The sequence below is a fragment of the Corynebacterium frankenforstense genome, assembly GCF_030211955.1.
GTDB classification, from domain to species: Bacteria; Actinomycetota; Actinomycetes; order Mycobacteriales; family Mycobacteriaceae; genus Corynebacterium; species Corynebacterium frankenforstense_A.
In genome coordinates, this window is record NZ_JASODI010000018.1 from 25469 (window position 1) to 52262 (window position 26794).

Sequence of the window (26794 nt, forward strand, 5' to 3'; positions counted from 1 at the left end):
GGTGCTTTTCCTTCGACGTACTGTGGGGGCGGCCTGGCGGTCGCCGGGCTCAAGTGCACCCATCGTACTTCAAGGAGGCCTCCGCCCATGAGAGTCGTCGTCACCGGCGCGCGCGGTCAGCTGGGCCGCAGCCTCGCGCTGACCTGTCCGCCGGGGCTCGACGGCGACGTCGTCTGGGCGGACCGCTCGCTCCTCGACGTCACCGACACCGCCGCCGTCGCCGCCTCGCCCGTGCTCGAGGCGGCGGACGTGGTGCTCAACTGCGCGGCGTTCACCGACGTCGACGGCGCCGAGGAGGAGCCGGGGCGCACGCTGGCCGAGGCCGCCAATGCCACCGCGCCCGGGCTCATTGCCCGCCGCTGCGCCGACGTGGGCGCGCGCCTGGTGCACGTGTCCACCGACTACGTCTTCGGCGACGCCGTACTTGACGACGCCGCGCATGCGGACGTGGTCGTTTCCCGCCCCGTGCTTGACGACGCCGCGCCCGGCGGCGTCGCCGGTCCCGGCGCCGCGGTGCCCGCGGGCGCCCGGCCGTTGCTGCCCGGGGACCCCACGAGCCCGGAGACGATCTACGGGCGCACGAAGCTGGCCGGGGAGCGCGCCGCGCTGGCGGCTTGCCCGGCCACGACGGTCGTACGCACCGCGTGGGTCTACTCGGGCGACACGCTGCCGGAGCACAGGGACTTCGTCTCCACGATGCTGCGCCTGGCGCGCAGGGGAGTGGACCCGAAGGTGGTCGACGACCAGTTCGGCAGCCCGACGTACGCGCCCGACCTGGCCCGCGCGCTGTGGCGGCTCGTGCTCGACGGCGACGGGGCCGCGTCGGGTACGGCCGGCGTGCGCCCCGCCGCCGGGCGCGTGCTGCACGGTGTGGGGGCCGGCTGGACGAGCTGGCACCTGCTCGCCCGCGAGGTCTTTGCGGCGGCCGGCTTCGACCCGGAGCGGGTCTCGCCGGTGGACACGGCCGGTTACCCCACCAAGGCGAAGCGGCCGCGCTGGTCGGTGCTCGCCGCTGACCTGGAGCTGCCGGAGTGGCGGACCGGGGTCGCCCGGGCGGTGGCCGCTAGACTCTGAAGACCGTGAACGACAACGCTCACGCCCCGGTACCCGTGATCACCGTGACCTACTCGCCGGGGCGTCATCTGCGCGCGCTCCTCGAGTCGCTGCCCGAAGCCACGGTCCGGGGCACCCGCACGGTGCTCGCCGACAACGGCAGCACCGACGGGGTCCCGCAGGCCGAGGCCGCCGCCCGCGACGACGTCGAGTTCCTCGACACCGGGGGAAACATCGGCTACGGCGCGGCGATCAACGCCGCCTGGCGGCACCTGGGAGACGGTGCCGGGGAGGCCGGGGAGGCCGGGGTGGACGACGAGTTCCTCGTGGTGGTCAACCCGGACGTCGTCTTCGAGTCCGGCGCGATCGACGCGATGATCGAGTGCGCCCGCCGCCACCCGGACGCCGGCGCGGTCGGCCCGCTCATCCACGACCCGTCGGGCGAGGTCTACCCCTCGGCCCGCGAGCTGCCGGACCTGGTCCACGGGGCCGGGCACGCCGTGCTCGCCGGGATCTGGCCGGACAACCCGTTCACCCGCGCCTACCGCGCGGGCCGCGACATGTCCCGGGAGCGGGCCGCCGGCTGGCTCTCCGGGTCCTGCCTGCTGTTGCGCCGTACGGCCTTCGAGCAGATCGGCGGCTTCGACGAGCGTTACTTCATGTACCTGGAGGACGTCGACCTCGGCGACCGGCTGGCGCGCGCCGGCTGGACCTCGGTGCTGTGCGTGGACGCGGGCGTGGTCCACGACCAGGGCCACGCGGCCAACGCGCACCGCACGGTCACCTCCGCGGCGCACCACCACAGCGCCTACGCCTACCTGGCCGACCGCCACCCGGGACCGGTGCAGGCCCCGCTGCGGCTGGCCCTGCGCGCCGGGCTCGCGGTGCGCCGGCGCGTCGCCACGGCCGCGGCGCGCCTGACCGACACGACACGGAAATGAAAGAGACTGTTTTCATGCCGCATCCCGAGAACACGGACGCCGTCATCCTCGTCGGAGGCAAGGGCACCCGTCTGCGCCCGTTGACGGTCAACACCCCGAAGCCGATGCTGCCGACCGCCGGCTTCCCCTTCCTGCAGCACCTGCTGGCCCGCATCCGCGACGCCGGCATGACCCACGTGGTGCTGGGCACCTCCTACAAGGCGGAGGTCTTCGAGAGCTACTTCGGCGACGGCTCCGACTTCGGGCTCGAGATCGAGTACGTCGTCGAGGAGCAGGCGCTGGGCACCGGCGGCGGCATCCGCAACGTCTACGAGAAGCTGCGCCACGACACGGTGATGGTCTTCAACGGAGACATCCTCTCCGGCAACGACCTCGGCGCGCTGCTGGACACCCACGAGCGCAACGAGGCCGACGTCACGCTGCACCTGGTGCGTGTGAGCGACCCGCGCGCCTTCGGCTGTGTGCCCACCGGCCCGGACGGGCGGGTGCTCGAGTTCCTCGAGAAGACCGAGGATCCGCCGACCAACCAGGTCAACGCCGGCTGCTACGTCTTCCGCCGCGACGTGATCGCCGAGATCCCCGCCGGGCGCGTGGTCTCCGTCGAGCGCGAGACCTTCCCGCAGCTGCTGGAGGAGGACCGGAGCGTCTTCGGCCACGTCGACTCCAGCTACTGGCGCGACATGGGCCGCCCGGACGACTTCGTGCGCGGCTCCTCGGACCTGGTCCGCGGCATCGCGCCCTCGCCGCTCTTGCGCGGCAGCACCGGCGAGTCCTACGTCGACGAGTCCGCCGGCGTGCGCGACGGCGTGATCCTGCTCGGCGGCACCGCGGTGGGTCGCGGCACAGAGATCGGCGCGGGCTGCCGCCTCGACGACTCGGTCGTCTTCGACGGCGCGACCATTGAGCCGGGCGCGGTGGTGGAGGACTCCATCATCGCCTCGGGCGCGCGCATCGGCGCCAACGCCCGCCTCAGCGGCTGCGTCATCGGCGACGGTGCGCAGATCGGCGCGCGCTGCGAGCTGCGCGGCGGCATGCGCGTGTGGCCCGGCGTGGTCATCCCGGATTCGGGTGTGCGCTTCTCCCCGGACGCCTAGCAGCCGTGGCGGGCCCCGGCATCGGGGCACTGGCACCGGGCCGCCGACGCGGCGCCGGGAGACCGGCCCGGCGTGTCGCGGCCCCTCCGGGCGTCCGCCGGGCTAGGCCGCCGAACCTGCCTGTGACCTGTGTCGCGGCCGGGGTAGTTGCCAGGTATTTGGCCTACCACTACATGTGCTACCCCCGGAATCCCACCCCCGTGGGGCGAGTGTGTGACTCGTGTGAATTCTGTGGTGGTCGACGTGCGGTTTCGGGAAATGCTCCCCAAAACCGCCACATTCAGGTTGACGACATCTTGTGATCCGTGTTGAATTTCATCGGTGTAAGCACCTTTCACATCAAAGACGTCAACGGCAGAAGGGATGGTGGCGTGGAGAACATGGCAGACGACGCCACATTCCACCGCGGCTCGGCCGCCCGCCTCAACCTCGACGACCTCTTCGGTGCGGTCGAGCAGGAGTGGCAGGACCAGGCACTGTGCGCCCAGACGGACCCGGAGGCCTTCTTCCCCGAGAAGGGCGGCTCCACGCGAGAGGCGAAGAGGATCTGTCAGGCGTGCGCCGTGCGCGACGAGTGCCTCGAGTTCGCCCTCGAGAACGACGAGCGCTTCGGCATCTGGGGCGGCCTCTCCGACCGTGAGCGCCGCCGCCTCAAGCGTGACATCGGCTGACGGTGGTCCCCCGCGGTACCCGCGGGCGAGTCCGCGCGCGCTCATCCGGCCCTCGAGGCCGGTTTTTTCATGCCCGCATGCCCGGGGGAGGGGTCCCGGGTGTTACCAGGGGAAGTTCGGGTCGATGTCGCGCGGGTCCAGGTTCAGGTAGTTGGCCACCAGTGCGGTGAGCACCACCGTGAGCAGCTCCTGGCGCTGCGCCGGCGTCGAGCAGCGCTCCTCGACGGGCATCCGGAAGATGACGATGCGCGCCCGTGTGGGCGAGCCCGTGGAGTCCACGCCCGCCGGGATCACGCGGCCCAGCGGCACCGGGCCGTCGGCGACGATCTCGTCAGGCAGCACGGTCATGTCCGCGCGCAGCCGCATCCGCGGCACGGTGTCCACCGCGACGTCGAGACCCGACAGCTCGTCGGGGTACTGGGCGGCGAGCGGGGCGTAGGCCGCCAGTACGGCGACGTCGAAGCGCCGCCGCCGCGTGCGGTGGGCCGGAACACCGGCGGGCAGCAGCGGTCCCCGCGCGCCTCGTCCGCGACGGTCGCGGTGCACCCTCATACGCATGGTCACAACGGTAGCCCGGCCCCGCCCACGGGCCGGGGACCCACGCCACGGGTGTCGGAATCTCGACCACAGGTCTAGACTTTGACGGCGTGAGTGAGTTCCGACGTTGTTCCCGCCCCGGCTGCGGCCGACCCGCCGTGGCCACGCTGACCTACGCCTACGCCGAGTCCACCGCCGTGGTCGGCCCGCTCGCGCCCACCGCCGAGCCGCACAGCTGGGACCTGTGCGCCCGCCACGCGGACAACCTCACCGCCCCGCTCGGCTGGGAGATGCTCCACGTCAAGGACATCGAGATCGACGAGGACGAGGACATCACCGCCCTGGCCGAGGCCGTCCGCGAGGCCGGCCAGGTCACCAGCGGACTCGTCGCCCCGCAGGACCCGAGCGACACCGACGACTCCTCGCTCGACCCGGTCACCTCCAACCACCCGGTGCACCGCTCGCGCCGCGTGGCCGCCGAGAAGACCCGCCGCCGCGCCCACCTGCACGTCGTGCCCGACCCGGAGGAGAACTCCGCCGAGGGTGACGAGCAGCGCTAACCCGCACGAACCCGCACAAGCACGCCGACGGCGTGCGACGGGACGTCGGAAAGCGGAGTTAGTCCCCGTCGCATCACTGCCGTAACATCTCCCACCAGCACTGCCCCGCGCCGCGCGGGGCGCGACACCGTCAGCCGGGCCGGTAACCGTGGGCCCGGGCGAGCAGGAAGAAGGCAGCAGATGCGCACACGCGACGCGGTCACCTCCGTGATCAAGGCCTACGACGTCCGCGGGGTCGTCGGCGAGGACATCGACGAGGACTTCGTCCGCGACGTCGGAGCCTCCTACGCCCGCATCCTGCGCGGGGAGGGCGAGATCACCCTGGCCGTCGGCCGCGACATGCGCCCGTCCTCCCCGGAGCTCTCCCGCGCCTTCGCCGAGGGCGCTACCTCCCAGGGAGTCGACGTCATCCTCCTCGGGCTGACCTCCACCGACGAGCTCTACTTCGCCTCCGGCTCGCTGAACTGCGCCGGCGCGATGTTCACCGCCAGCCACAACCCGGCCCGCTACAACGGCATCAAGCTCTGCCGCGCCGGCGCGCGCCCGGTCAGCCAGGACTCCGGCCTGGCCGTGATCACCGAGGACCTCATCAACGGCGTGCCCGCCTTCGACGGCGAGGCCGGGACGATCACCGAGCGCGACGTGCTGGCCGACTACTCCGCCTTCCTCAACGGGCTGGTCGACCTCGACGGCATCCGCAAGCTCACCGTCGCCGTCGACGCCGCCAACGGCATGGGCGGGCTGACCGTTCCGGCCGTGCTCGACCGCGCCGAGCTGGACGTGCGCGACCTCTACTTCGAGCTCGACGGCACCTTCCCCAACCATGAGGCCAACCCGCTGGACCCGAAGAACCTCGAGGACCTGCGCCGCTTCGTCGTCGAGCAGGGCGCCGACATCGGCCTGGCCTTCGACGGCGACGCCGACCGTTGCTTCGTCGTCGACGAGCGCGGCGAGGCCGTCTCGCCCTCGGCGATCTGCGCCGTCATCGCGGAGAACTACCTGGCCGAGCACCCGGGTGCCACGATCATCCACAACCTGATCACCTCGCGCTCCGTGGCCGAGCTGGTCGAGGCCAACGGCGGCACGCCCGTGCGCACGCGCGTGGGCCACTCCTACATCAAGGCCACCATGGCGGAGAAGAACGCGGTCTTCGGCGGCGAGCACTCCGCGCACTACTACTTCACCGAGTTCTTCAACGCCGACTCCGGCCTGCTGGCCGCGCTGCACGTGCTCAAGGCGCTCGGCGAGCAGGACAAGCCGCTGTCTGAGCTGATGAAGAAGTACAACCGCTACGCCGCCAGCGGCGAGATCAACTCCACCGTCGAGGACCAGGCCGCCGCCACCGCCAAGGTGCTTGAGGCCTTCGCCGACCGCACCGAGAGCGTCGACCGCCTCGACGGGGTGACCGTGGACCTGAAGGACTCCAAGGCCTGGTTCAACCTGCGCGCCAGCAACACCGAGCCGCTGCTGCGCCTCAACGTCGAGGCGCCGACGAAGGACGAGGTGGACGCGGTCGTCGAGGAGATCCTCGGTATCGTGCGCGGCTGATTTCACCAGCCGGCACCACGGTTTCTCCCACCGTACTGTCAATCGGCGCCGCTATCCTGGGGGCCATGAATCTCCAGGGCCCGGCCGCGGACGAGTCGCGGCTGTTTCTGCCTGCCGCCTACGAGGGGGCGCAGGTGCGCACTTTGGTCACCCTCGCCCACCGCGTTGACCTGCGCGGACTCGATCCGCGCAGCGTCATCGTGGTCGCCGCCGACGAGCTGGCCGCCCGCTGTGCGGGCGCGGCCGCGGACCTGCACGCCCCGCTGCGGGTGCCCGTCGTGGTCACCCGCGGGCTGCCGGCCTACGCCGGCCCGCTCGACCTCGTCGTCGTGCTCGGCGAACCCGACGCGGAGGCCGGCGTCGCCCTCGAGGAGGCCTGCGCCGTCGCCGCGCGCCGCGGCTGCCCGATCGTCCTGGCCGGTCCCGCCGACGGGCCCCTGATCGAGGACGCCCCGGACTCCGCCGTGGTGCTCGAGCCGCCGGCCGGCGCCTCGGGCGACTCTCCGGCCCGCGCCTTCGGCACCGTGCACACCGCTCTCGAGCTGCTACACCGCGACGCCGCGCCCGTGACCGAGGCGCTGTCGATGACCGCCGACCTCGTCGACGAGGAGCTGCAGTCGCTCGTGCCTGAGCGCGACGAGGTGGTCAACCCCGCCCGCAACCTGGCCGCCGCCGTCGAGGGCCACCGCGTGATGCACACCGGCCTGGACCGGACCGGCCGCGCCGTCGCCGGCGTGGTCGCCGCGCTGTGGTCCTCGCGCGGCGTCTACTCGGGCGTGACAGGGCCGGCCGAGCTGGCCGCCACCGCGCCGGTGCGCGACATCTTCCACGACCCGCTGATCGACGGCGACGACGGGGTGATACCTTTGAGGGTCGTCGTATGGGCGGCCAAAGAGTCCGGCCTGCCCGACTCCATCGCCCAGGACGCGCCCGAGGACGCGGCCACGGGCCCGGCGGCGCGCGCTCTGCGCCTGATCACCCGCGGTTTCGCCGCCACCGCGTTCCACCGGAGGTAATCGAGTACACAATGGATCTGCTCAACGGAACCATCCGTGCGTACCCGTGGGGTTCGCGCACGCTGCTGCCCGCGCTGTGCGGCCGGCAGGCGCCCTCCGAGCGCCCCGAGGCCGAGCTCTGGTACGGCGCGCACCCCGCCTCCCCGTCCGAGCTCGCCGGTTCGGGGGAGCTTCTCGACGCCGTGGTGGCCGCCGACCCGCGCGCCGCGCTCGGCGCGCGCGTGGCCGACGCCCACGACGGCCAGCTGCCCTTCCTGGTCAAGATCCTCGCCGCCGACCAGCCGCTCTCGCTGCAGGCCCACCCCTCGCCGGAGCAGGCCGAGGCCGGCTTCGCCCGCGAGAACGAGGCCGGGGTGCCCATCGACGCGCCCAACCGCAACTACCGCGACGCGCACCACAAGCCCGAGATCATGATCGCGCTGACCGAGTTCCGCGCCATGGCCGGCTTCCGCCCCGTCGAGGCCACCCGCGAGCTCTTCGCCGAGCTCGACTGCCCCGAGTGCGACCGCTACCTGACCATGCTCGACCCGGGCCCGGACGGCGAGACCGACCTGCGCGGCCTGTTCACCACCTGGATCACCATCCCCGGCGAGACGCGCCGCGAGCTGATCGACGCGATCGTCGCCAAGGCGCGGGTGCGCGCACGGCGGGACGACTGGATCGCCGACGTGCTGCGCACCGTCGTTGACCTCAACCAGCGCTACCCCGGCGACGTCGGGGTGCTCGGTGCCCTGCTGCTCAACCACGTCACCCTGCGCCCCGGCGAGGCGATCTACCTCGACGCCGGGCAGCTGCACGCCTACGTGCAGGGCATGGGCGTGGAGATCCAGGCCAACTCCGACAACGTCCTGCGCGGCGGGCTGACCTCGAAGTACGTCGACGTGCCCGAGCTGGTGCGCGTCCTCGACTTCACCCCGCTGGCCGACCCGCGCGTGGTGCCGGTGCCGAGCCAGGAGGGCCCGGCCGGCTCCGTGAACTACCCGGTGCCGGTGCCCGACTTCGTCATCACCGTCGGCCACCCGCCGGCCGACGGCTGGCGCATCGACCAGGACGCCCCGTCGATCCTGCTGTGCACCAACGGCCATCTCGAGGTCGCGGACAAGAAGCTCAGCGCCGGCGACGCGCTGTGGCTGGCCGCCGAGGACCCGGAGGTCACCGTCACCGGCCCCGGCCAGCTGGTCTGGGTGCGCTGCTAGGGCGCTTCCGGCGGCGGCGCGACTGCGCAGCAGAAAGGGCGCGGCTTTCGGCCGCGCCCTTCGTCATGTCCCGGTCGGGGGAGTGGTCAGCCCCGCGGGGGCAGGGACCACTCGTCGATGCGGGGGAAGTCCATCGAGTCCAGGCCCGTGGTCGGCACCGCCAGGGACGGCACCGGCTCCGGCAGGCCGCCGCGCCCGGAGGTCTCGCCGGTCGGCTGGGGCGCCTCGGTGCGGTGGATACCCATGTCGTCCTCGGTCTGCCCCGCACCCGGGGTCAGCTCGGCCGACGGGGTGGGCGTGGCCGGCTGCGACGTCGAGGGGGCGGAGCTGCCGGGGGTCGGCTCCGCGGCGGTGGTCGCCTCGCCGCCCTGCGTCGTGCGGGTGGGCTCGCCGACGTTGGTGGGACGGTAGTAGCGCGTCGGCGCGGAGGCCTGGGCGCCGCGGTCCGGGGAGACTGCGTGCGGCGGCAGGAGCGGGTCGTCGGCCGGCGCGACGGGTTGGTGCTCGGCCTCGGCGTGTGTGGTCTGGCCGCCCTCGGTGTCCGCGCCGGACTCGTGCTCGACGGGCTCCTCCTCGTCGCGGTCGCGGACCTCCTCGCTGGCGGCGGTCAGGTGCCCGTTGGTGGTGCAGTAGCCGGATTCGGCAGAGCTGCTGGAGAACGGCGTGTTGAACTGCCAGACGAGTAGACCGACGGCCAAGGCGGCGACGATGCCCAGTCCGATGAAGGTGATCACCTTCTTCGTCTCGCCTCTCACAGACGCACCACTTTCGCTTCCCATTGTCTCCAGGTATAACAGGCCATGTACAGGGCCTCGAGCCCCCGGCGGCGGTGCGCCGCCCGACGCTCCGGGTTCTATTGCGACCGCCTAAGGTCACAACGTGATAACGAACATATCAGAAATCGCCGTCGGGGCAAGGGGTTGACGCTATGCTTGCGCCTTCCCGGCGGGCATCGACCGGAGAGGTGGGCCTCATGGGTGCCTGGGACGTGAAGATTCTCGGAGACGACGTCAACGAGGAGTTTCTCGATGACTTGAACGACCTCGACGACGACGAGGTCGTCGAGGCCGTCCGCGACGCCTGCGTGCTCGCGGAGTCCGAGGAGGCCTCCGAGGAGGAGATCATCAACGGCCAAGCCGCGGCCACCGTCGCCGCCATCTGGGCCGGCGCGCCGTTCTCCGCCGGTGCGATCGCCGACGAGCACCCCTTCATCCGCCGCCTGATCGGCACCGACTCCGAGGAGCTCTCCGAGGCCGCCGGCGCGGTGCTCGAGGCCGCCGAGGTAGAGGAGGACCTCGAGGTCTTCATTGAGGCGCTCAGCTGATCCGCTGACCCGCGGCACGTCGGGCACGGGCGGGCGGCCCGGGGCGGGGTTATGGTTGGGGGAAGTCTGAATACCCCGAACGAACCCCGAGGAGTTGAACCGCCTGATGACCACGGTCAGTGACTACAAGATCGCCGACATCTCGCTCGCCGAGGCCGGCCGCCACCAGATCCGCCTGGCCGAGCACGAGATGCCCGGCCTGATGGCCCTGCGCGAGGAGTACGGCCAGGAGAAGCCGCTCGCCGGCGCCCGGATCGCCGGTTCGATCCACATGACCGTGCAGACCGCCGTGCTCATCGAGACCCTCCTCGAGCTCGGCGCCGAGGTCCGCTGGGCCTCCTGCAACATCTTCTCCACCGACGACGCCGCGGCCGCCGCCGTCGTCGTCGGCGAGGGCACCCCCGAGGACCCGCAGGGCGCGCCCGTCTTCGCCTGGAAGGGCGAGACCCTCGAGGAGTACTGGGACTGCCTGCTCAACGTCTTCACCTGGGGTGACGGCGTGGAGCCGAACATGATTCTCGACGACGGCGGCGACGCGACCATGGCCGTGATCAAGGGCGTCGAGTTCGAGCAGGCCGGCGCCGTGCCGCCGGCCGACGCCACCGACTCCGACGAGGAGATCGCCTTCAAGGACATGCTGCGCGGCGCCCTGGAGCAGGACAACGAGCGCTGGCGCCGGGCCGCCGCCGAGATCCGCGGTGTCACCGAGGAGACCACCACCGGTGTCCACCGCCTCTACCACTTCGCACAGGAGAACCTGCTGCCCTTCCCGGCGATGAACGTCAACGACGCCGTCACCAAGAGCAAGTTCGACAACAAGTACGGCACCCGCCACAGCCTCATCGACGGCATCAACCGCGCCACCGACATGCTCATCGGCGGCAAGAACGTGCTCATCTGCGGCTACGGCGACGTGGGCAAGGGCTGCGCGGAGGCCATGAAGGGCCAGGGCGCGCGCGTGAAGGTCACCGAGGCCGACCCGATCAACGCTCTGCAGGCCCTGATGGAGGGCTTCCCCGTGGTCACCGTCGAGGACGCCATCGCCGAGGCCGACATCGTCATCACCGCCACCGGCAACCTGGGCATCATCTCCTTCGACGACATGCTCAAGATGAAGGACCACGCGGTGCTGGGCAACATCGGCCACTTCGACAACGAGATCGACATGGCCAGCCTGATCCACCGCGACGACGTCACCCGCACCAGCATCAAGCCGCAGGTCGACGAGTTCCACCTGCCCAACGGGCGCGCGATCATTGTGCTGTCCATGGGCCGCCTGCTCAACCTGGGCAACGCCACCGGCCACCCCAGCTTCGTGATGTCGAACTCCTTCGCCGACCAGACGATCGCCCAGATCGAGCTGTTCACCCACCCGGACGACTACGACAACGAGGTGTACCGCCTGCCGAAGATCCTCGACGAGAAGGTCGCGCGCATCCACGTCGAGGCCCTCGGCGGCGAGCTGACCGAGCTGACCAAGGAGCAGGCCGAGTACATCGGCGTCGACGTCGCCGGCCCGTTCAAGCCCGAGCACTACCGCTACTGAGTCCGCGGAGGAGACCGGGCAGATGCTGATCGCAGTCGAGGGCCTCGACGGGGCCGGCAAGAACACGCTCGTGCGCGGGCTGGTCGAGGCCACCGGCGCGGACGTGCTCGCCTTCCCCCGCTACGCGGAGTCCGTCCACGCCCAGCTGGCCGCCGAGGCCCTGCACGGGCGGATGGGAGACCTGACCGACTCCGCCTACGCGATGGCCACGCTGTTCGCCCTGGACCGCCACGGCGCCGGTGACCGGCTCCGCGCGGCGTCGGCAAGCGCCGGCGCCCCGGCCGCGCCGGACGCGGCCGCCGGGCGCGGCGTGCTCATCTGCGACCGCTACGTCGCCTCCAACGCCGCCTACTCCTGGGCGCGCACCGGCGACGAGGCCGCGGTCGACTGGGTCGAGGAGCTCGAGTTCTCCCGCCTCGGCCTGCCGCGGCCGGACCTGACCGTCCTGCTCGACACCGACCCGGCCACCGCCGCCGAGCGCGCCCGCGGCCGGGAGGCCGCCGACGCCTCGCGCACCCGGGACCGCTACGAGCGCGACTCCGGGCTGCAGGAGCGCACGTGGCAGGCCTACCTGCGCCTCGCCGATCGCCGGTGGGGCGGGCCCTGGCTGGTAACGTCGGATCCGGCGAAGATCCTCGCCGCCGCTGGCCTGGCCTGACCACGCACCCGGCGGCGCGGATCTGTCAGAGAAAGACTAAAGACTTATCCGCGCGCCGCACCGGCGGACCCGAGAAGGCCCGCCGGCGGCTCCAGACAGCAGGGAGTGGCTCACCGTGCCGAAGATCCTCGTCGTCGATGACGACCCGGCCATCTCCGAGATGCTCACGCTCGTGCTCGAGGGCGAGGGCTTCGACCCCGTGGCCGTCATGGACGGCTCCGAGGCCGTGCCCGCCTTCGAGCGCGAGGACCCGGACCTGATCCTGCTCGACCTGATGCTCCCGGGCATCAACGGCATCGACATCTGCCGGGCGATCCGCGAGACCTCCACCGTGCCGATCGTCATGCTCACCGCGAAGACGGACACCGTCGACGTGGTCCTCGGTCTCGAGACCGGCGCGGACGACTACATCACCAAGCCGTTCAAGCCGCAGGAGCTCATCGCGCGCATCCGCGCGCGCCTGCGCCGCAGCGACGACCACCCCTCCGAGTCCATCGAGGTCGGCGACCTGGTCATCGACGTCCCGCGCCACACCGTGCGCCGCGGTGAGCGGGAGATCAACCTGACCCCGCTCGAGTTCGACCTGCTCGTCGAGATGGCACGGCGCCCCACCGAGGTCTTCTCGCGCGAGGAGCTGCTGGAGAAGGTCTGGGGCTACCGCCACGTCTCGGACACCCGCCTGGTCAACGTGCACGTCCAGCGGCTGCGCTCGAAGATCGAGAAGGACCCGGAGAACCCGCAGATCGTGCTGACTGTGCGGGGTGTGGGCTACAAGACCGGCGGCGTGGGGGAGTAGCGCCTCTTGCGGGAGAAACTCGCCTCCCTGCGCGCCACGGTCGCCGAGTCGTGGCGCACCTCGCTGCAGGTCCGCGTCATCGGCTCCATCGTGGTGGCCACGACCGTGGTGATGATCGTCCTTGGCCTGTCCATGGTCTCCGTGGTCACCCAGCAGCTCGTCGACGCGAAGATCGACACGGCCAACTCGGACATCGACCGCGCCCGCCTCGCCGTCGAGGAGCAGATCTCGGCCACCGGCGCGAGCAGCTCGGTGCAGTCGCGGCTGAACTCCGCGCGCGCCGCGCTGACCAACCGCGCCTCCCAGGACGAGCCGGCCGCCCTCTACGAGCCGGTGCTGCTCGTGGCCAATCAGGACGGCACCGTGACCACCTCTCCGGAGGGCTACCGCATCCCGGAGCGGCTGCGCTACTACGTAGACCAGAACCAGATCTCGTACCAGTTCACCGAGGTCAACCGCACCGACGGCTCGACCTACTCGGCGCTGGTCATCGGCACGCCCACCGACTCCGACATCCCGGGTCTGCAGGTCTACCTGGTGATGAGCATGGAGAACGACCAGGAGACCATGGCGCTGATGCGCGGGCTGATCTCCGCGGCTGCCGTGGTGCTCATCGTCCTGCTCGTCGGCATCGCGTGGCTGCTGGCCCAGCAGGTGATCACCCCGGTGCGCTCGGCCAGCCGCATCGCCGAGCGCCTGGCCGCCGGCCACCTGCGCGAGCGCATGTCAGTCGAGGGCGAGGACGAGATGGCGCGCCTGGCCATGAGCTTCAACTCCATGGCCGAGTCGCTGTCCAAGCAGATCAGCCAGCTCAAGGAGTACGGCGACCTGCAGCGCCAGTTCACCTCGGACGTCTCCCACGAGCTGCGCACCCCACTGACCACCGTGCGCATGGCCGCCGACATGATCGCCATGCACAACGACGAGTTCAACCCGGCGACCAAGCGGGCCTCGGAGCTTTTGACCAGCGAGCTCGACCGCTTCGAGGACCTGCTCTCCGACCTGCTGGAGATCTCGCGCCACGACGCCGGCGTGGCCGACCTCAACGAGTCCCTCTTCGACATCCGCATGAGCGTCGACGAGGCCGTCCGCCAGGTCGAGCCCATCGCCGAGCAGGTCGGCACCGAGATCCGCCTGCGCGGCCCCGCCGAGCCGCTGCGGGTGACCGGCGACTCCCGCCGTGTCGAGCGCATCCTGCGCAACCTCCTGGCCAACGCCGTCGACCACTCCGAGTCCCAGCCGGTCGAGATCAACTGGGCCGCCAACGACGAGGCGCTCGCCGTCACCGTCACCGACCACGGTGTGGGCCTGAAGGAGGGCCAGGAGGAGCTCGTGTTCAACCGCTTCTGGCGCGCCGACCCCTCGCGCGTGCGCCACTCCGGCGGCACCGGCCTCGGCCTGGCCATCGCCCAGGAGGACGCCCACCTGCACGGCGGGCACATCGACGCCGCCGGTACCGAGGGTGTGGGCTCCCAGTTCCGCCTCGTGCTGCCGCTGACCCCGATGGCCGAGTACACCGAGGAACCGCTGCCGCTGCGCGCCCCCGGATCCGACGGGGAGCCCGGGGAGATTGACGACGCCGCGTCGGGCACCGTCGCACTTCCCGCACCGTCGGGCGCCCAGGCGCCCGCGGCGCCTGCCACGCAGGCGGCCGCGCCGACCGCCGAGGAGCGCGCCGAGCGCACCGTTGACCCGGAAGACGCCCCCGCGCCCGGGGGAACGGAACCGGAGACGCCGGGTGACGGGGCCGCGGAAAGCGACGAGGAGGACTGAGTGCGAAACCGCCGAACCCGACTGCGCGCCGCGGTGGCCGTGGTGACCTGCGCGGTCATGCTCGCCTCGTGCAGCTCGCTGCCGCGCAACTCCGAGCCGAACGCGCTGCGCCCCTTCGCGCCCAACGAGCGCACCGAACAGGACCTCGGGCCCACCCCGGACCAGGAGCCGGACCTGCTGCTGCGCGAGTTCTACACCGCAGCTGCCCGCCCGACGCAGGACTACCAGGCTGCGCGCGGCTACCTGGCCGGCGGCGTCGCCCAGCGCTGGACCCCGCAGGAGTCCACGCTGGTGGTCGACCGCATCGACATCAACACCCAGGCCGGCGCCAACGCCGACGAGCGCACCTTCGACGTGCGCGGCACCGTCATCGGCCGGCTCGACTCCGACGGCGCCTACAGCCCGGACAACGGCACCTACGAGGCCAGCGTGACGCTGCGCCGTCAGGACGACGGCCAGTGGCGAATCACGGCGCTGCCCGACGGCGTCGTCTTCGAGCGCACCGAGCTGCGCAACAACTACGAGCCGCACCGCATCTTCTTCTTCGACCCCGCCGGGCGCGTGCTCGTCGGCGACCGCCGCTGGGTCTACTCCGGCGAGCGCGCCCAGGACGCCGCCCTGATCAACCTGCTCGTGCAGGGCCCGGCCTCCGGCCTCGAGCCCGGCGTGCGCCACGACCTGCCCGAGGAGGCCAGCTTCCTGGGCACCGAGGACGGCGTCTACCGCTTCGCCGGCATGGGCTCGATGAGCCCGGAGCAGCGCATCGCCTTTGCCGCCCAGCTGGTCTGGACGCTCGCCGAGGCCGACATCCCCGGCCCGTACACCATCGAGGCCGACGGCGCCCCGCTGGCCGAGGGCTACCGCGAGCTGACCACCGACGACTTCGCCGCCTTCAACCCGGAGATCGGGTCGGCGGCCGTCGCCCCGCTCTACGCGCTCTCCGACGGCAACCTGCTGAAGGTCTCCGGCGCCGGCGCCGACCCGGTGCCCGGCGAGCTGGGCACGGCCGGCGACATCGCCTCGGCGGACGTCTCCGTCGAGGACGTCGCCGCCGTGGTGCGCCGCCGCGGCAACACCAACGAGCTGTGGATGGGCGGCACCGAGAACGGGCTGACCCGCCAGCTGACCGGCCAGACGCTGACCCGGCCGACCATCGAGCCCGAGGCCGCCGGCGCGTGGACCGTCGTCGACGGCGACGACGTGGTGCGCCTGGTGCGCTCGAACTCCACCGGCGCGGTGGCGCGCACCTCCGTGCGCGTCGACGGCCTCGGCGAGACCGACAGCGCCGACGAGGAGATCTCCGTGCTGCAGCTGTCGCGCACCGGCGTGCGCGTGGCCATGATCGTCGACGGCCGCGTCTACCTCGGCGTCGTCGCGCAGCGCCCCAACGGCGAGCGCAGCGTGGTCAACGTCACCGAGATCGCCGCGCAGCTCGACGGCACGGCCGTCTCCCTCGACTGGCAGGCCGACGGCTCGCTGGTGGTGGGCACCTCCTCGGCCGAGTCGCCGCTGTGGCGCGTCGAGCAGGACGGCTCCTCGCTGGTCTCGCTGCCCTCCGGCAACGTCACCGCGCCCGTGGTGGCCGTCGCCTCCGGGCAGAACACGCTCTACCTCACCGACGCCCTGGCCATGCGCCAGCTGCCCGCCAACGGCACCTCCGACAGCGCCTTCTGGCGCGAGGTGCCCGGCCTGCAGGGCGTGCGCTCCGCCCCGGTCGTCGCGCACTGACGCCGCCGCTGCGGTAGGTTCCGCGGGCAGAGGGGACGGCGGGCCGGCGCCCGCTGCCGGGGACCGAGGGGGGACCATGCTGCCGGAACTGGAGCTCCTACTGCCGCGGCGCTGCGCCGGCTGCGGCGCGCCGGGCGAGGTGCTCTGCGCGCGCTGCCGCACCGAGCTGGCAGCCCCGCCGCAGCGGGTCTCCCCGCGGGTGGAGTCCGGGGTGCCGGTCTGGGCGCTCGGGCCCTACTCGGAGACGCGCCGCTCGGTGATCCTGGCGATGAAGGAGCGCGGCGACCGCACCGTGCGCCGCTGGGTCGGCGCGGTGCTCGCCGCCGCGGTGGCCACGCTGACGGCCCGCGGCGAGGTCGGCGAGCACCCGGTGCTGGTGCCCGCGCCCACGGCCGCCCGCTCGGCCCGCCTGCGCGGCGGCGACCCGGTCACCGACGCCTGCCGGGCCACGGGGCTGCCCACCGCCGCGGTGCTCTCCCATGCCCGCGGGGTGCGCGACTCGGTGGGCCTGTCACCTGCGGCTCGTCGGGCGAACCTCGCGGGCAGGGTGCGCCTGCGCGGGCCGGTGCCGGCCGGCGAGCTGGTGCTCGTCGACGACGTGGTGACCACCGGGGCCACACTCGCGGCGGCCTGCGCGAAGCTGACCTTCGCCGGGGCGCAGGTGCGCGGGGCACTGGCCTTCGCGGCGGCGTAGGCGGCACCGGGGGCGGAGGGGTGGACCGGGGGCCACCCTCCGTAGGGGGTGGTCGGGCCCGAAAGATGTGTGAATGTGCCCGCATTGCTCCTGGACGGGGCCGCCGTGGGGGAGAGGGCCCGGACACTGTTGCGCGCGTCAAAGGTAGCATGGGAGGTGACCTACAGTCCCGCCTATTCTGAGGGAGGAAAGCAGATGTCGAACTCTGCTGACAGCGCCGAGAACACCACCGAGGCTCTCGGCCCCGACGCCCAGGTGACCATCACCGGGCGCAACGTAGAGGTGCCCGAGCACTTCGCGGAACGGGTCAACTCCAAGCTCGCCAAGATCGAGCGTCTCGATCCCACCCTGACTTTCTTCCACGTTGAGCTGCAGTACGAGCCCAACCCGCGGCGGGAGGCCGAGTGCGATCGCATCCAGATCACGGCGACCGGTAAGGGCCACATCGCCCGCGCCGAGGCCAAGGAGGACAGCTTCTACGCCGCCCTCGAGACCGCCCTGGCGAAGATGGAGCGCTCCCTGCGCAAGGTCAAGGCGCGTCGCTCCATCGCCCAGTCCGGCCACCGCGCCCCGAAGGGCACCGGCCAGATCGCGGCCGACCTCGTCGCCGAGGCGAACAAGGCCAAGGAGCAGCACGGCAAGTACGACGTCGACCCGTACGCCGACGAGGTCGAGGAGATCCTGCCCGGCCGCGTGGTGCGCACCAAGGAGCACCCGGCCAACCCGATGACCGTCGACGACGCGCTCAGCGAGATGGAGCTCGTCGGCCACGACTTCTTCCTCTTCGTCAACTCCGAGGACAACCGGCCGTCCGTGGTGTACCGCCGCCACGCCTTCGACTACGGCCTGATCACCCTCACCGAGGAGGAGTGAGTCACCCGGCGCGGTGACCCCGCGCGGCGCCGCCGGGCGCCCGCCGGCACCGCGCCGAGCGCCCCGAGGGCCGGGGCCCGCCCACCGTGGCGGGCCACGGCCCTCGTGCGTCCCCGCTCCGGATCACGCCGCCCCGGCCGCGGCGGCGCCGGGGCGCGCGACGGATGCGGCGTCGTCAATTTCACCCCTGCCGTGCATGAAACCCACAGCCGCCCGTTGTGTGCGCGGGCAGGCCGGCCGTTAGACTCGGCGGACGCGGAAGGGCTCGCGCCGCCGCGTGCGTACAATGTTGGAGCGCACAACGGAAGATTCCATGTAACGAAGGACCTGTAGACGTGTTTGGACTGTCCAAGCTTCTGCGCGCCGGCGAAGGCCGGACAGTGAAGCGCCTGTCGAAGATCGCGGACGACGTCGTCGCCCTCGAGGACGAGTACGCCGCCCTCAGCGACGACGAGCTCAAGGCCAAGACCGACGAGTTCAAGCGTCGCGTGGCCGACGGCGAGAGCCTCGACGACATCTTCCTCGAGGCCTTCGCCACCGCCCGCGAGGCCTCCTGGCGCGTGCTCGGGCAGAAGCACTACCACGTCCAGATCATGGGCGGCGCGGCCCTGCACTTCGGCAACGTCGCCGAGATGGCCACCGGTGAGGGCAAGACCCTGACCTCGGTGCTGCCGGTCTACCTCAACGCTCTCGAGGGCAAGGGCGTGCACGTGGTCACCGTCAACGACTACCTGGCCAAGCGCGACGCCGAGTGGATGGGCCGTGTGCACCGCTGGCTGGGTCTGTCCGTCGGCGTGATCCTGCCGGACCTGGACCGCAAGGCCCGCAAGGCGGCCTACGACTCCGACATCACCTACGGCACCAACAACGAGCTCGGCTTCGACTACCTGCGCGACAACATGGTGCGCAGCCTCGACGACTGCGTGCAGCGCGGCCACCACTACGCCATCGTCGACGAGGTCGACTCGATCCTCATCGACGAGGCTCGCACCCCGCTGATCATCTCCGGTCCGGCCGAGGGCTCCTCGCAGTACTACACCGTCTTCGCCCAGCTGGCCCCGCGCATGCAGCTCGACGTCCACTACGAGGTGGACCGCCGCAAGCGCACCGTCGGAGTTCTCGAGGCCGGCGTCGAGTTCGTCGAGGACCAGCTCGGCATCGACAACCTCTACGCCCCCGAGAACTCCCAGCTGGTCAGCTACCTCAACAACGCGCTGAAGGCCAAGGAGCTCTTCGAGCGCGACAAGGACTACATCGTCCGCAACGGCGAGGTGCTCATCGTCGACAGCTTCACCGGGCGCATCCTGGCCGGCCGCCGCTACAACGAGGGCATGCACCAGGCCATCGAGGCCAAGGAGGGGGTGGAGATCAAGAACGAGAACCAGACCCTGGCCACCGTGACCCTCCAGAACTACTTCCGCCTCTACGACAAGCTGGCCGGCATGACCGGCACCGCCGAGACCGAGGCCGCCGAGCTCAACCAGATCTACAAGCTCAACGTGGTCAAGGTGCCCACCAACAAGCCGAAGCAGCGAGTCGACCACTCCGATCGCGTCTACAAGACGCAGGAGGCCAAGTTCGCCGCCGTCGCCGACGACATCGCCGAGCGCCAGGAAGCCGGCCAGCCGGTCCTGGTGGGCACCACCTCCGTCGAGCGCTCCGAGTACCTCTCGCAGCTGCTGCAGCACCGCGGCATCCGCCACAACGTGCTCAACGCGAAGTTCCACGAGCAGGAGGCGCAGATCGTCGCCCAGGCCGGCCTGCCCGGCAACGTCACCGTGGCCACCAACATGGCCGGCCGCGGCACCGACATCGTGCTCGGCGGCAACCCGGACATCCTGCTCGACATCAAGCTGCGCGAGCGCGGGCTGGACCCCGTCGAGGACGAGGAAGCCTACCAGGAGGCCTGGGACGCGGAGCTGCCCGCCGCCCAGGAGCGCTCCAAGAAGCTCGGCGACAAGGTGCGCGAGGCCGGCGGCCTCTACGTGTTGGGCACCGAGCGCCACGAGTCGCGCCGCATCGACAACCAGCTGCGCGGCCGCTCGGGACGCCAGGGTGACCCGGGCGAGACCCGCTTCTACCTGTCCATGCGCGATGACCTGATGGTCCGCTTCGCCGGCCAGGCCATGGAGAACATGATGAACCGCCTCAACGTCCCGGACGACGTGCCGATCGAGGCGAAGATGGTCTCCAACTCCATCAAGGGCGCCCAGGCGCAGGTGGAGAACCAGAACTTCGAGATGCGCAAGAACGTCCTGAAGTACGACGAGGTGCTCAACGAGCAGCGCAAGGTCATCTACCGCGAGCGCAACGAGGTGCTCGAGGCCGCGGACATCTCGACCTACATCCGCAAGATGATCGACGAGACCGTCTCCGCCTACGTCGACGGTGCCACGGCCACCGGCTTCGTCGAGGACTGGGACCTGGACAGCCTGTGGCACGCCCTGGAGTCCCTCTACGGGCCGACGATGAGCTACCGCAGCCTCATCGACGGCGACGAGTACGGCCCGGCCGGCGAGCTGACCGCCGAGCAGCTGCGCGAGGCCGTGCTGGCCGACGTCAACGCCCAGTACGACTCGCTGGAGGCCAAGGTCGAGGAGCTCGGCGGCGAGGGCCGCATGCGCGCCGTCGAGCGGATGGTGCTGCTGCCGGTCATCGACCAGAAGTGGCGTGAGCACCTCTACGAGATGGACTACCTCAAGGAGGGCATCGGCCTGCGCGCGATGGCGCAGCGCGACCCGCTGGTCGAGTACCAGAAGGAGGGCGGTGACCTCTTCAACGCGATGAACGACGCGATCAAGGAGGAGACCGTCCGCCAGCTGTTCCTGCTGCGCAAGCAGTTCGAGCAGCAGGAGGCCCAGTCCGGCGCCACCGAGTCGGACCCGGCCGAGCCCGCCGCCAAGACCGAGGGCCCGGCCACGCGCGACTGACTCTCAGCCGACGCGCAGCACGTCGAGGCGCCCGCCGTCGAGGCAGGCGACGAAGGCGTGCACGCGCCCGTCGACGCGGCAGGAGCCGAAGACCTCCACGCGCCCGTCGATTTCCGACGCCCCCGCACCCCGCCCGGGTGCGGGGGCGTCGCCGTCTCTGCGGCGCGGCGTGCGCGCGGTGTCTGCGGGGGCGGCGCCCGGCGCGGGCGCCGGGCGCAGGTGCAGCGTGAGGACGCGCACCTCGGCCGCGGCGCGAGGTGCGGCGGGGGAGGCGCCGGCGCGCTCGGCGCGGCGGGCGGCGGCGTGCAGGCGCACCTGGCGGCCGTAGGCGGCCGACTCCAGGGCCCGGGGCCCGCGCACGCCGAAGATGACGTGCAGGGCGCGGGTGACGCGTGTCAGGGCCAGGCGGCGCGGGGCGCCGGCCCCGGGGGTGCCCGGCAGGGCCCTCGGCGGCGCCCCGCGCCGGTGTGGCCCCGCGGCGTGCGGGCCGGTGGGCCCGGTGGTCTCGGTTCGCTCGGCGGGGCCGGTGGGCTCGGCGGTTTCGGCTCGCCCGGGTGCCACCGCGTGCGGGTCGAGCATCATGAGCACGGCGGTGCCCGGCAGGGGCACCAGCGCGCCGGTGTCGGCGGACATGGTGGTCTGTCTCCTCGTCGCGCGGGCGACCCGGGCGGCGGGGCGGGGGTGGGCTGGGTATCATTGTGACACGAAAAGCGGCCGGGCGCGCGACGCCGGCGGCCGGCGAGACCACCACCGGAAAGGGTTGTGAGAGCGTGCGAGGACTGATCGTCGACTACGTGGGCGTGCTGGACGGCGACGAGGAGGAGCAGCGTCGCTGGCGCAACCTCTTCGCCGCGGCGCGGGCCAACGGGGTGGCCACCGCCATCCTGTCCAACGACCCGGGTGGCCAGGGTGCCGAGCCGATCCGTGAGTGGGAGTACCGCGGCATCGTCGACGCCGTGCTGCTCTCCGGGGAGATCGGCGTGGACAAGCCCGCCGAGGAGGCCTTCCAGGCCGCCGCGGACGCCCTCGAGCTGCCGATGCAGGACTGCGTCTTCGTCGACGACTCCATCGTCAACGTGCGCGCCGCCGTCGAGTCCGGCCTGGTCGGCGTGATGTACCAGACCTTCGACCGGGCGGTCATGGAGATCACCGGCCTGTTCGACATCGACGGCGAGTTCTAGGCCACCGATGCGCGTCTACCTGCCCGCGACCTTCAGCACCCTGACCGAGCTCAACGAGTCCGGCGTCATCCACGCCCGCAGCGGCTGGGCCTTCGCCGTCACCGACGCCCTGCGCGAGTTCTACACCGCGGGCGACGAGGAGGAACTTTCCGACGTCGCTTTCGACCAGGCCGCCCTGGCCAGCCTGCGGCTGCTCGCGGTCGGCGACGTGGCGAAGTTCCCGCACCGCCGCGTGGTCGTCTCCGCCGACGTCGACGACGCGCACGTGACCCCGGTGCCGGACAACGGCGAGTCCGTGGTGCGCCTCGAGCCGGCCTCCGTGGAGCTCGACGACGTCGCGGCGATCCACGTCGACGTGCCCGACGCCGAGGAGGCCACCGCCAGGGCGGTCAAGGCCATCGACGCCGCGGACCTCGGCGACGAGGACGCGGAGCTGACCGTGGGCGACGCCCAGGACAACTGGCTCGCGTTCTACGACCCCTCCGAGCTGCCGGTCCTCATCGAGCTGCTCTAGCCCTCCCGCCGCCCGGTGATTCCTTTTCCGGGGTGGTGGACGGAGTCCACCACGCCTCACTCCCAGTCGACGTTGGAGTGCAGCGCCTCGAGCAGCCGGCGCACGGCCGCCACGCGGCGCGCGCCCGCCCCGGTCAGCCCGTCGAGGGCGCACTCCGGGTCGGCCGGGGGACCCAGGTGCGTGCAGCCGCGGGGGCAGTCCTCCGCGGCGGCCGCGAGGTCCTCGAAGGCCGCGATGACGTCGTCGGGGGAGACGTGCGCCAGCCCGAAGGAGCGGATGCCGGGGGTGTCGATGATCCAGCCGCCGCCGGCCTCGCGCGGCAGGCGCAGCGCGACCGACTGGGTGGAGGTGTGCCGGCCCTTGCCTACCCCGGAGACCTCGCCGGTGGCGCGGTCGGCCTCGGGCAGCAGCCGGTTGACCAGCGTGGACTTGCCCACCCCGGAGTGCCCGATCAGGGCGGAGACCCGCCCGGAGATCCGCTCGAGCAGCGGGTCGAGGGGGTCGTTGACGCCGCAGACGACCACGGGCACGTCCAGGTCCGCGAACTCCGCGGCGAAGACGCTCGGGTCGGCCAGGTCCGACTTGGTCAGCACGATCACCGGCTCGATGCCGCCGACGAAGGCGGCGACCAGCGAACGCTCCACGAACCCGGAGCGCGGCGGGGGATCGGCCACCGCGGAGACGATGAGAAGCAGCTCCGCGTTGGCCACCACGGTGCGCTCGTAGGAGTCCGTGTCGTCGGCGGTGCGCCGCAGCACGCTGGTCCGCTCGTCGAGCTTGACGATGCGCGCGAGCGTCCCCTCCCGCCCGGAGGTGTCGCCGACCACGCCGACGCGGTCGCCGACCTCGACGGGGGTCCGTCCCAGCTCGCGGGCGCGCATGCACACCACGCGGGTGGGGTCGTCGGCGTCGCGGTCCCGGTCGAGGACCACGCCCCAGCGGCCGCGGTCCTTGGTGACCACCATGCCGAAGAGGGCGTCCTTGTGAGCCGGGCGCTTCTTGGTGCGCGGGCGTGACCCCTTGCCGGGGCGCACGTGCACGTCGGACTCGTCGTAGTGGCGCCTAGGCACGGCACCCCTCGTCGACCATGGTCTGCCACATCATCTGGAAGCCAGGCAGGGTCTTGGCGGTGGTCTGCACGTCCTCGACCTCGACGCCGTGGACGCGCAGGCCAAGCACCGCGCCGGCGGTGGCCATGCGGTGGTCGGCGTAGGAGCGCCAGACCCCGCCGTGCAGGAATGCCGGGCGGATGAGCAGGCCTTCGTCGAGCTCGCTGCAGTCGCCGCCGAGCCGGTTGATCTCGGTGCTCAGGGCGGTCAGCCGGTCGGTCTCGTGGCCGCGCAGGTGCGCGATGCCGGTCAGCCGGCTCTCGGACTGCGCCAGCGCGGCCAGTGCGGCCACGGTGGGGGTCAGCTCGCCGAAGTCGGACATGTCGAGCTCGATGCCCTTCAGGTGCCCGCCGGCCGGGCCGGTGACCTCGAGGTCGTGCGCGTGCGGCCCGCCGGACTCGCCGGGCACCAGCTTCACCGTGCAGCCCATGGCCTCGAGCACGCCGCGGATGGCGTCGCCGGCCTGGGTGGTCCGCTCCGGCCAGCCGTAGACGCGCACGGTGCCGCCGGTGACGGCCGCCGCCGAGAGGAACGGCGCGGCGTTGGACAGGTCCGGCTCGATGACCCAGCGCCGCCCGGCGATGGGCCCGGGGTGCACACGCCAGGTCTGCGCGTCGCCGTCGACGTCGACGAGCACACCGGCGGTGCGCAGCATGTCGACGGTCATCTCGATGTGGGGCACCGAGGGCAGCCGCCCGCCCTGGTGGCGCACGGTGATGCCCTCCTCGAAGCAGGCGCCGGCCAGCAGCAGCCCGGAGACGAACTGCGAGGAGCCGGAGGCGTCAATGGTGACCTCGCCGCCGCGGGCCGCGCCCCCGCGCACCGTGCAGGGCAGCGCGTCGCCGTGGAGCTCCACGCCGAGGTCGCGCAGGGCGTTGAGGATCGTGCCCATCGGGCGGCGGCGCGCCTGGGCGTCGCCGTCGAAGACCACGTAGGCGCCCTCCGGGGTCAGCGCGGCGATCGGGGGCACGAAGCGCATCACCGTGCCGGCCAGGCCGCACTCGACGGTGCCGCCGCGCAGCGGGCCGGGGTCGACGGCCACCGTCGTCGAGGCGGTGCCGTGACCGGGCTCGTCGGAGTGGATCCGCGCGCCGATGGCGCGCAGGGCCTCGGCCATTAGGTGGGTGTCGCGGGAGTGCAGGGCGCCGGCGATCTCCGAGGGGCCGGAGGCGAGGGCGGACAGCACGAGCGCCCGGTTCGTGATGGACTTCGAACCGGGTACATGTTGGCGCCAGCGGACCGGGCCGCGGGCGGCGGGAGCGGGCCAGGGCGGGGCATTTTTACTCACACCCCCATAATAGAGAGCATGTGCGGAAGGTTCGTCCTGTTCACCACCGGGGAGCGCCTCCTCGACGCCGTCGGCACCCTGCCGGGCGTCACCGAGGTGCGTGCGCCGCGCGACACCCCGCCGGCGCGCTACAACATCGCCCCGACCCAGATCGCCCCCGTCGTCCGCCTCGGCGGCGAGGCCAACTCCGAGGCGCTGGTGGAGCCGGCGCGCTGGGGCCTGCTGCCGCACTGGAAGCGCGACGAGAAGGGCCCGACCCTGTTCAACGCCCGCTCCGAGACCGTCGCCGAGAAGCCCTCCTTCCGCGACGCCTTCGCCAAGCGGCGCTGCGTGATACCCATGGACGGCTACTACGAGTGGCACGAGAAGGTGCCGCACTTCATCAGCCGCGACGACGGCGGGCTGCTGTGGGTCGCCGGGCTGTGGGACACCGGGCTGGACCAGCTGTCCTGCACCATCGTGACCACCGCCTCCGCCGGGCCGTTGGAGTGGCTGCACGACCGCATGCCGTTGCTTCTCGACGCCGCGTCGGCCGCCGCCTGGTGCACCGGCTCGGCCGGGTCCGCCACGGAGATGCTGGCGCCTGCGGTGCCCACGCTGCGCGCGCACCTTCAAGTCCGGCCGGTGCGACGCGACGTCGGCAATGTCTCCAACGACTTTCCCGGGCTCCTCGACGCCGTCGAGGCGGAGTAGACGCGCCCGGGCCTAGAATGGTTCCCCGACCCCGACCGTGGAAAGGACGGTGGCCCGGCAGATGGCGGACAGTGACGTCGAGGACGACACGCGGCTGCGCGAGCGCTTCGAGAGCGAGGCGCTGCCGCTGCTCGACCAGCTCTACGGCGGTGCGCTGAAGATGACGCGCAACCCGGCCGACGCGGAGGACCTGGTCCAGGAGACCTACATGAAGGCCTTCCGGGCCTTCGGCTCCTTCAGACCGGGCACCAACCTCAAGGCGTGGCTGTACCGGATCATGACCAACGCCTACATCAACACCTACCGCAAGAAGCAGCGGCGCCCGCAGCAGACCTCGACCGACGAGATGACCGACCACCAGCTGTACACGACGTCCTCGCACGACTCCTCCGGGCTGGAGTCCGCGGAGGTCGCGGCGCTGAAGAACATCCCGGACCAGGAGATCGTCGACGCGCTGAACTCGCTGTCGGACGACTACCGCATGGTCGTCTACTACGCCGACGTCGAGGGGCTGGCCTACAAGGAGATCGCCGAGATCATGGGCACCCCGCTGGGCACCGTGATGAGCCGGCTGCATCGGGGAAGAAAACAGCTGCGCGGTTTGTTGAAGGGGGTGGCACACGAGCACGGCATCGGGCTCGACCACCCCGACATGGCCGAACCGGCGGAGAACGCCGCGAAGACGAAGAAGCAGGAGGCGTGAGCGATGACGTCCGGACACGACCGGCACGGCGAAGGGTGCACCTGTGACTGCGACAGCGTCGAGCGCAAGCTCGCCGCGCTCCTCGACGACGAGCTGACCGCCGCCGAGTGCGCGCAGCTGCGCGCGGAGATCACCGCGTGCCCCGAGTGCGCGGCCGGCCTCGAGCTCGAGGAGGCGCTGCGTACGCTGCTGCGCACCTGCTGCGGGGCGGACCACGCGCCGAGCCGGCTGCGCGAGCGGGTGACCTACCAGCTGCGGGTCACCACGGTGCGGCGGTACAACTAGCTGCGGTGGGGCCGCTCCGCGGCGGTGGGACGGCTCCGCCCTCCCGCCCAATAAAACGAAGGCGCGGCCGGGATCCTCTGGGG

27 protein-coding genes are annotated in these 26794 nt (G+C 71.9%); 22 read left to right on the top strand and 5 right to left on the bottom strand.

Annotated elements, in window-relative coordinates; translation table 11 throughout:
• Nucleotides 1-87 precede the first annotated feature (87 nt).
• The 4 genes from QP119_RS09310 (at nucleotide 88) to QP119_RS09325 (ending at nucleotide 3759) form a co-directional block, all read left to right on the top strand.
• Nucleotides 88-1074: an SDR family oxidoreductase gene (locus tag QP119_RS09310; RefSeq protein WP_284775560.1), complete on the top strand. Its 987-nt coding sequence runs from the start codon at nucleotides 88-90 to the stop codon at nucleotides 1072-1074.
• Entirely contained in the window at nucleotides 1071-1994 is a 924-nt protein-coding gene (locus QP119_RS09315; protein WP_423777793.1) for a glycosyltransferase family 2 protein, read from the top strand. Before QP119_RS09310 ends, QP119_RS09315 begins: the two co-directional genes overlap by 4 nt.
• Before the next feature lie 14 nt (nucleotides 1995-2008).
• Nucleotides 2009-3088: an NDP-sugar synthase gene (locus tag QP119_RS09320; RefSeq protein WP_284775565.1), complete on the top strand. Its 1080-nt coding sequence runs from the start codon at nucleotides 2009-2011 to the stop codon at nucleotides 3086-3088.
• Nucleotides 3089-3468: 380 nt separating this feature from the next.
• On the top strand, nucleotides 3469-3759 hold the full coding sequence (locus tag QP119_RS09325; RefSeq protein WP_211272344.1) for a WhiB family transcriptional regulator: 291 nt from the start codon (nucleotides 3469-3471) through the stop codon (nucleotides 3757-3759).
• A 102-nt stretch (nucleotides 3760-3861) separates the two neighbouring features.
• Here the strand turns inward: QP119_RS09325 and QP119_RS09330 are convergent, their stop codons facing one another.
• Nucleotides 3862-4317 carry a metallopeptidase family protein gene (locus tag QP119_RS09330; protein ID WP_284775567.1) on the bottom strand — a complete coding sequence of 152 codons (456 nt, stop codon included), beginning with the start codon at nucleotides 4315-4317 and terminating at the stop codon, nucleotides 3862-3864.
• Between the two features lie 89 nt (nucleotides 4318-4406).
• On the opposite strand from QP119_RS09330, the gene QP119_RS09335 reads away from it, so the two are divergent.
• From QP119_RS09335 to manA, 4 genes are all read left to right on the top strand, one after another.
• Nucleotides 4407-4856 carry a DUF3499 domain-containing protein gene (locus QP119_RS09335; RefSeq protein WP_284775569.1) on the top strand — a complete coding sequence of 150 codons (450 nt, stop codon included), beginning with the start codon at nucleotides 4407-4409 and terminating at the stop codon, nucleotides 4854-4856.
• 180 nt (nucleotides 4857-5036) lie between these two features.
• Complete coding sequence (locus QP119_RS09340) at nucleotides 5037-6404, top strand: phosphomannomutase/phosphoglucomutase (protein ID WP_284775571.1); 1368 nt, start codon at nucleotides 5037-5039, stop codon at nucleotides 6402-6404.
• A gap of 65 nt (nucleotides 6405-6469) precedes the next feature.
• A complete protein-coding gene (locus QP119_RS09345) occupies nucleotides 6470-7420 on the top strand; it encodes a hypothetical protein (protein WP_284775575.1) in 951 nt (316 codons plus the stop codon).
• Nucleotides 7421-7431: 11 nt separating this feature from the next.
• Nucleotides 7432-8616: a mannose-6-phosphate isomerase, class I gene (gene manA, locus QP119_RS09350; protein WP_284775576.1), complete on the top strand. Its 1185-nt coding sequence runs from the start codon at nucleotides 7432-7434 to the stop codon at nucleotides 8614-8616.
• 86 nt (nucleotides 8617-8702) lie between these two features.
• Here the strand turns inward: manA and QP119_RS09355 are convergent, their stop codons facing one another.
• Nucleotides 8703-9371 (bottom strand): hypothetical protein, encoded by a 669-nt coding sequence (locus QP119_RS09355; protein ID WP_284775578.1) that lies wholly within the window; start codon nucleotides 9369-9371, stop codon nucleotides 8703-8705.
• Between the two features lie 218 nt (nucleotides 9372-9589).
• On the opposite strand from QP119_RS09355, the gene QP119_RS09360 reads away from it, so the two are divergent.
• From QP119_RS09360 to secA, 9 genes are all read left to right on the top strand, one after another.
• Nucleotides 9590-9940 carry a hypothetical protein gene (locus QP119_RS09360; protein ID WP_284775581.1) on the top strand — a complete coding sequence of 117 codons (351 nt, stop codon included), beginning with the start codon at nucleotides 9590-9592 and terminating at the stop codon, nucleotides 9938-9940.
• Between the two features lie 106 nt (nucleotides 9941-10046).
• Nucleotides 10047-11486, top strand: coding sequence for an adenosylhomocysteinase (gene ahcY / locus QP119_RS09365; protein WP_284775583.1), 1440 nt, complete (start codon nucleotides 10047-10049; stop codon nucleotides 11484-11486).
• Between the two features lie 22 nt (nucleotides 11487-11508).
• Complete coding sequence (locus QP119_RS09370) at nucleotides 11509-12144, top strand: dTMP kinase (protein WP_284775585.1); 636 nt, start codon at nucleotides 11509-11511, stop codon at nucleotides 12142-12144.
• Nucleotides 12145-12259: 115 nt separating this feature from the next.
• Nucleotides 12260-12940 (top strand): MtrAB system response regulator MtrA, encoded by a 681-nt coding sequence (gene mtrA / locus QP119_RS09375; RefSeq protein ID WP_284775589.1) that lies wholly within the window; start codon nucleotides 12260-12262, stop codon nucleotides 12938-12940.
• Between the two features lie 27 nt (nucleotides 12941-12967).
• Nucleotides 12968-14713, top strand: a complete 1746-nt coding sequence (gene mtrB, locus QP119_RS09380) for an MtrAB system histidine kinase MtrB (RefSeq protein ID WP_423777794.1) — start codon at nucleotides 12968-12970, stop codon at nucleotides 14711-14713.
• Nucleotides 14714-16441: an MtrAB system accessory lipoprotein LpqB gene (lpqB, locus tag QP119_RS09385; RefSeq protein WP_284775592.1), complete on the top strand. Its 1728-nt coding sequence runs from the start codon at nucleotides 14714-14716 to the stop codon at nucleotides 16439-16441.
• Between the two features lie 76 nt (nucleotides 16442-16517).
• The gene (locus QP119_RS09390; RefSeq protein ID WP_284775593.1) at nucleotides 16518-17135 is read left to right on the top strand and encodes a ComF family protein; all 618 of its coding nucleotides are present in this window, start codon (nucleotides 16518-16520) and stop codon (nucleotides 17133-17135) included.
• A 195-nt stretch (nucleotides 17136-17330) separates the two neighbouring features.
• A complete protein-coding gene (gene hpf / locus QP119_RS09395) occupies nucleotides 17331-18008 on the top strand; it encodes a ribosome hibernation-promoting factor, HPF/YfiA family (protein WP_284775594.1) in 678 nt (225 codons plus the stop codon).
• Nucleotides 18009-18343: 335 nt separating this feature from the next.
• Nucleotides 18344-20938, top strand: coding sequence for a preprotein translocase subunit SecA (secA, locus tag QP119_RS09400; protein ID WP_284775595.1), 2595 nt, complete (start codon nucleotides 18344-18346; stop codon nucleotides 20936-20938).
• Between the two features lie 3 nt (nucleotides 20939-20941).
• Here the strand turns inward: secA and QP119_RS09405 are convergent, their stop codons facing one another.
• Entirely contained in the window at nucleotides 20942-21571 is a 630-nt protein-coding gene (locus tag QP119_RS09405) for a hypothetical protein (protein WP_284775596.1), read from the bottom strand.
• A gap of 137 nt (nucleotides 21572-21708) precedes the next feature.
• On the opposite strand from QP119_RS09405, the gene QP119_RS09410 reads away from it, so the two are divergent.
• Nucleotides 21709-22119: an HAD-IA family hydrolase gene (locus tag QP119_RS09410; protein WP_284775598.1), complete on the top strand. Its 411-nt coding sequence runs from the start codon at nucleotides 21709-21711 to the stop codon at nucleotides 22117-22119.
• Between the two features lie 7 nt (nucleotides 22120-22126).
• The gene (locus QP119_RS09415; protein WP_284775600.1) at nucleotides 22127-22633 is read left to right on the top strand and encodes a DUF6912 family protein; all 507 of its coding nucleotides are present in this window, start codon (nucleotides 22127-22129) and stop codon (nucleotides 22631-22633) included.
• Nucleotides 22634-22689: 56 nt separating this feature from the next.
• On the opposite strand, the gene rsgA is transcribed toward QP119_RS09415, so the two are convergent.
• Nucleotides 22690-23703, bottom strand: a complete 1014-nt coding sequence (gene rsgA / locus QP119_RS09420; protein ID WP_284775602.1) for a ribosome small subunit-dependent GTPase A — start codon at nucleotides 23701-23703, stop codon at nucleotides 22690-22692.
• A complete protein-coding gene (aroA, locus tag QP119_RS09425) occupies nucleotides 23696-25030 on the bottom strand; it encodes a 3-phosphoshikimate 1-carboxyvinyltransferase (RefSeq protein ID WP_284775603.1) in 1335 nt (444 codons plus the stop codon). The genes rsgA and aroA overlap by 8 nt, the downstream gene beginning before the upstream one ends.
• An 18-nt stretch (nucleotides 25031-25048) precedes the next feature.
• Here aroA and QP119_RS09430 point away from each other — a divergent pair, with 18 nt between their 5' ends.
• The 3 genes from QP119_RS09430 (at nucleotide 25049) to rsrA (ending at nucleotide 26711) form a co-directional block, all read left to right on the top strand.
• Complete coding sequence (locus QP119_RS09430) at nucleotides 25049-25723, top strand: SOS response-associated peptidase (RefSeq protein WP_284775605.1); 675 nt, start codon at nucleotides 25049-25051, stop codon at nucleotides 25721-25723.
• Between the two features lie 61 nt (nucleotides 25724-25784).
• Nucleotides 25785-26426 carry a sigma-70 family RNA polymerase sigma factor gene (locus tag QP119_RS09435; RefSeq protein WP_284775607.1) on the top strand — a complete coding sequence of 214 codons (642 nt, stop codon included), beginning with the start codon at nucleotides 25785-25787 and terminating at the stop codon, nucleotides 26424-26426.
• A gap of 3 nt (nucleotides 26427-26429) precedes the next feature.
• On the top strand, nucleotides 26430-26711 hold the full coding sequence (rsrA, locus tag QP119_RS09440) for a mycothiol system anti-sigma-R factor (RefSeq protein WP_284775610.1): 282 nt from the start codon (nucleotides 26430-26432) through the stop codon (nucleotides 26709-26711).
• The last annotated feature ends 83 nt before the right edge of the window (nucleotides 26712-26794 follow it).

What these genes read in the sequence shown, in the direction of transcription:
- hpf (WP_284775594.1), top strand. Translation starts at nt 17,331, where the DNA reads ATGTCGAACTCTGCTGACAGCGCCGAGAACACCACCGAGGCTCTCGGC.
- rsrA (WP_284775610.1), top strand. Translation starts at nt 26,430, where the DNA reads ATGACGTCCGGACACGACCGGCACGGCGAAGGGTGCACCTGTGACTGC.
- manA (WP_284775576.1), top strand. Translation starts at nt 7,432, where the DNA reads ATGGATCTGCTCAACGGAACCATCCGTGCGTACCCGTGGGGTTCGCGC.
- QP119_RS09370 (WP_284775585.1), top strand. Translation starts at nt 11,509, where the DNA reads ATGCTGATCGCAGTCGAGGGCCTCGACGGGGCCGGCAAGAACACGCTC.
- QP119_RS09345 (WP_284775575.1), top strand. Translation starts at nt 6,470, where the DNA reads ATGAATCTCCAGGGCCCGGCCGCGGACGAGTCGCGGCTGTTTCTGCCT.
- QP119_RS09360 (WP_284775581.1), top strand. Translation starts at nt 9,590, where the DNA reads ATGGGTGCCTGGGACGTGAAGATTCTCGGAGACGACGTCAACGAGGAG.
- QP119_RS09430 (WP_284775605.1), top strand. Translation starts at nt 25,049, where the DNA reads ATGTGCGGAAGGTTCGTCCTGTTCACCACCGGGGAGCGCCTCCTCGAC.
- QP119_RS09310 (WP_284775560.1), top strand. Translation starts at nt 88, where the DNA reads ATGAGAGTCGTCGTCACCGGCGCGCGCGGTCAGCTGGGCCGCAGCCTC.
- QP119_RS09325 (WP_211272344.1), top strand. Translation starts at nt 3,469, where the DNA reads ATGGCAGACGACGCCACATTCCACCGCGGCTCGGCCGCCCGCCTCAAC.
- QP119_RS09415 (WP_284775600.1), top strand. Translation starts at nt 22,127, where the DNA reads ATGCGCGTCTACCTGCCCGCGACCTTCAGCACCCTGACCGAGCTCAAC.
- QP119_RS09390 (WP_284775593.1), top strand. Translation starts at nt 16,518, where the DNA reads ATGCTGCCGGAACTGGAGCTCCTACTGCCGCGGCGCTGCGCCGGCTGC.
- QP119_RS09435 (WP_284775607.1), top strand. Translation starts at nt 25,785, where the DNA reads ATGGCGGACAGTGACGTCGAGGACGACACGCGGCTGCGCGAGCGCTTC.
- ahcY (WP_284775583.1), top strand. Translation starts at nt 10,047, where the DNA reads ATGACCACGGTCAGTGACTACAAGATCGCCGACATCTCGCTCGCCGAG.
- QP119_RS09320 (WP_284775565.1), top strand. Translation starts at nt 2,009, where the DNA reads ATGCCGCATCCCGAGAACACGGACGCCGTCATCCTCGTCGGAGGCAAG.
- QP119_RS09405 (WP_284775596.1), bottom strand. Translation starts at nt 21,571, where the DNA reads ATGTCCGCCGACACCGGCGCGCTGGTGCCCCTGCCGGGCACCGCCGTG.
- QP119_RS09330 (WP_284775567.1), bottom strand. Translation starts at nt 4,317, where the DNA reads ATGCGTATGAGGGTGCACCGCGACCGTCGCGGACGAGGCGCGCGGGGA.
- QP119_RS09340 (WP_284775571.1), top strand. Translation starts at nt 5,037, where the DNA reads ATGCGCACACGCGACGCGGTCACCTCCGTGATCAAGGCCTACGACGTC.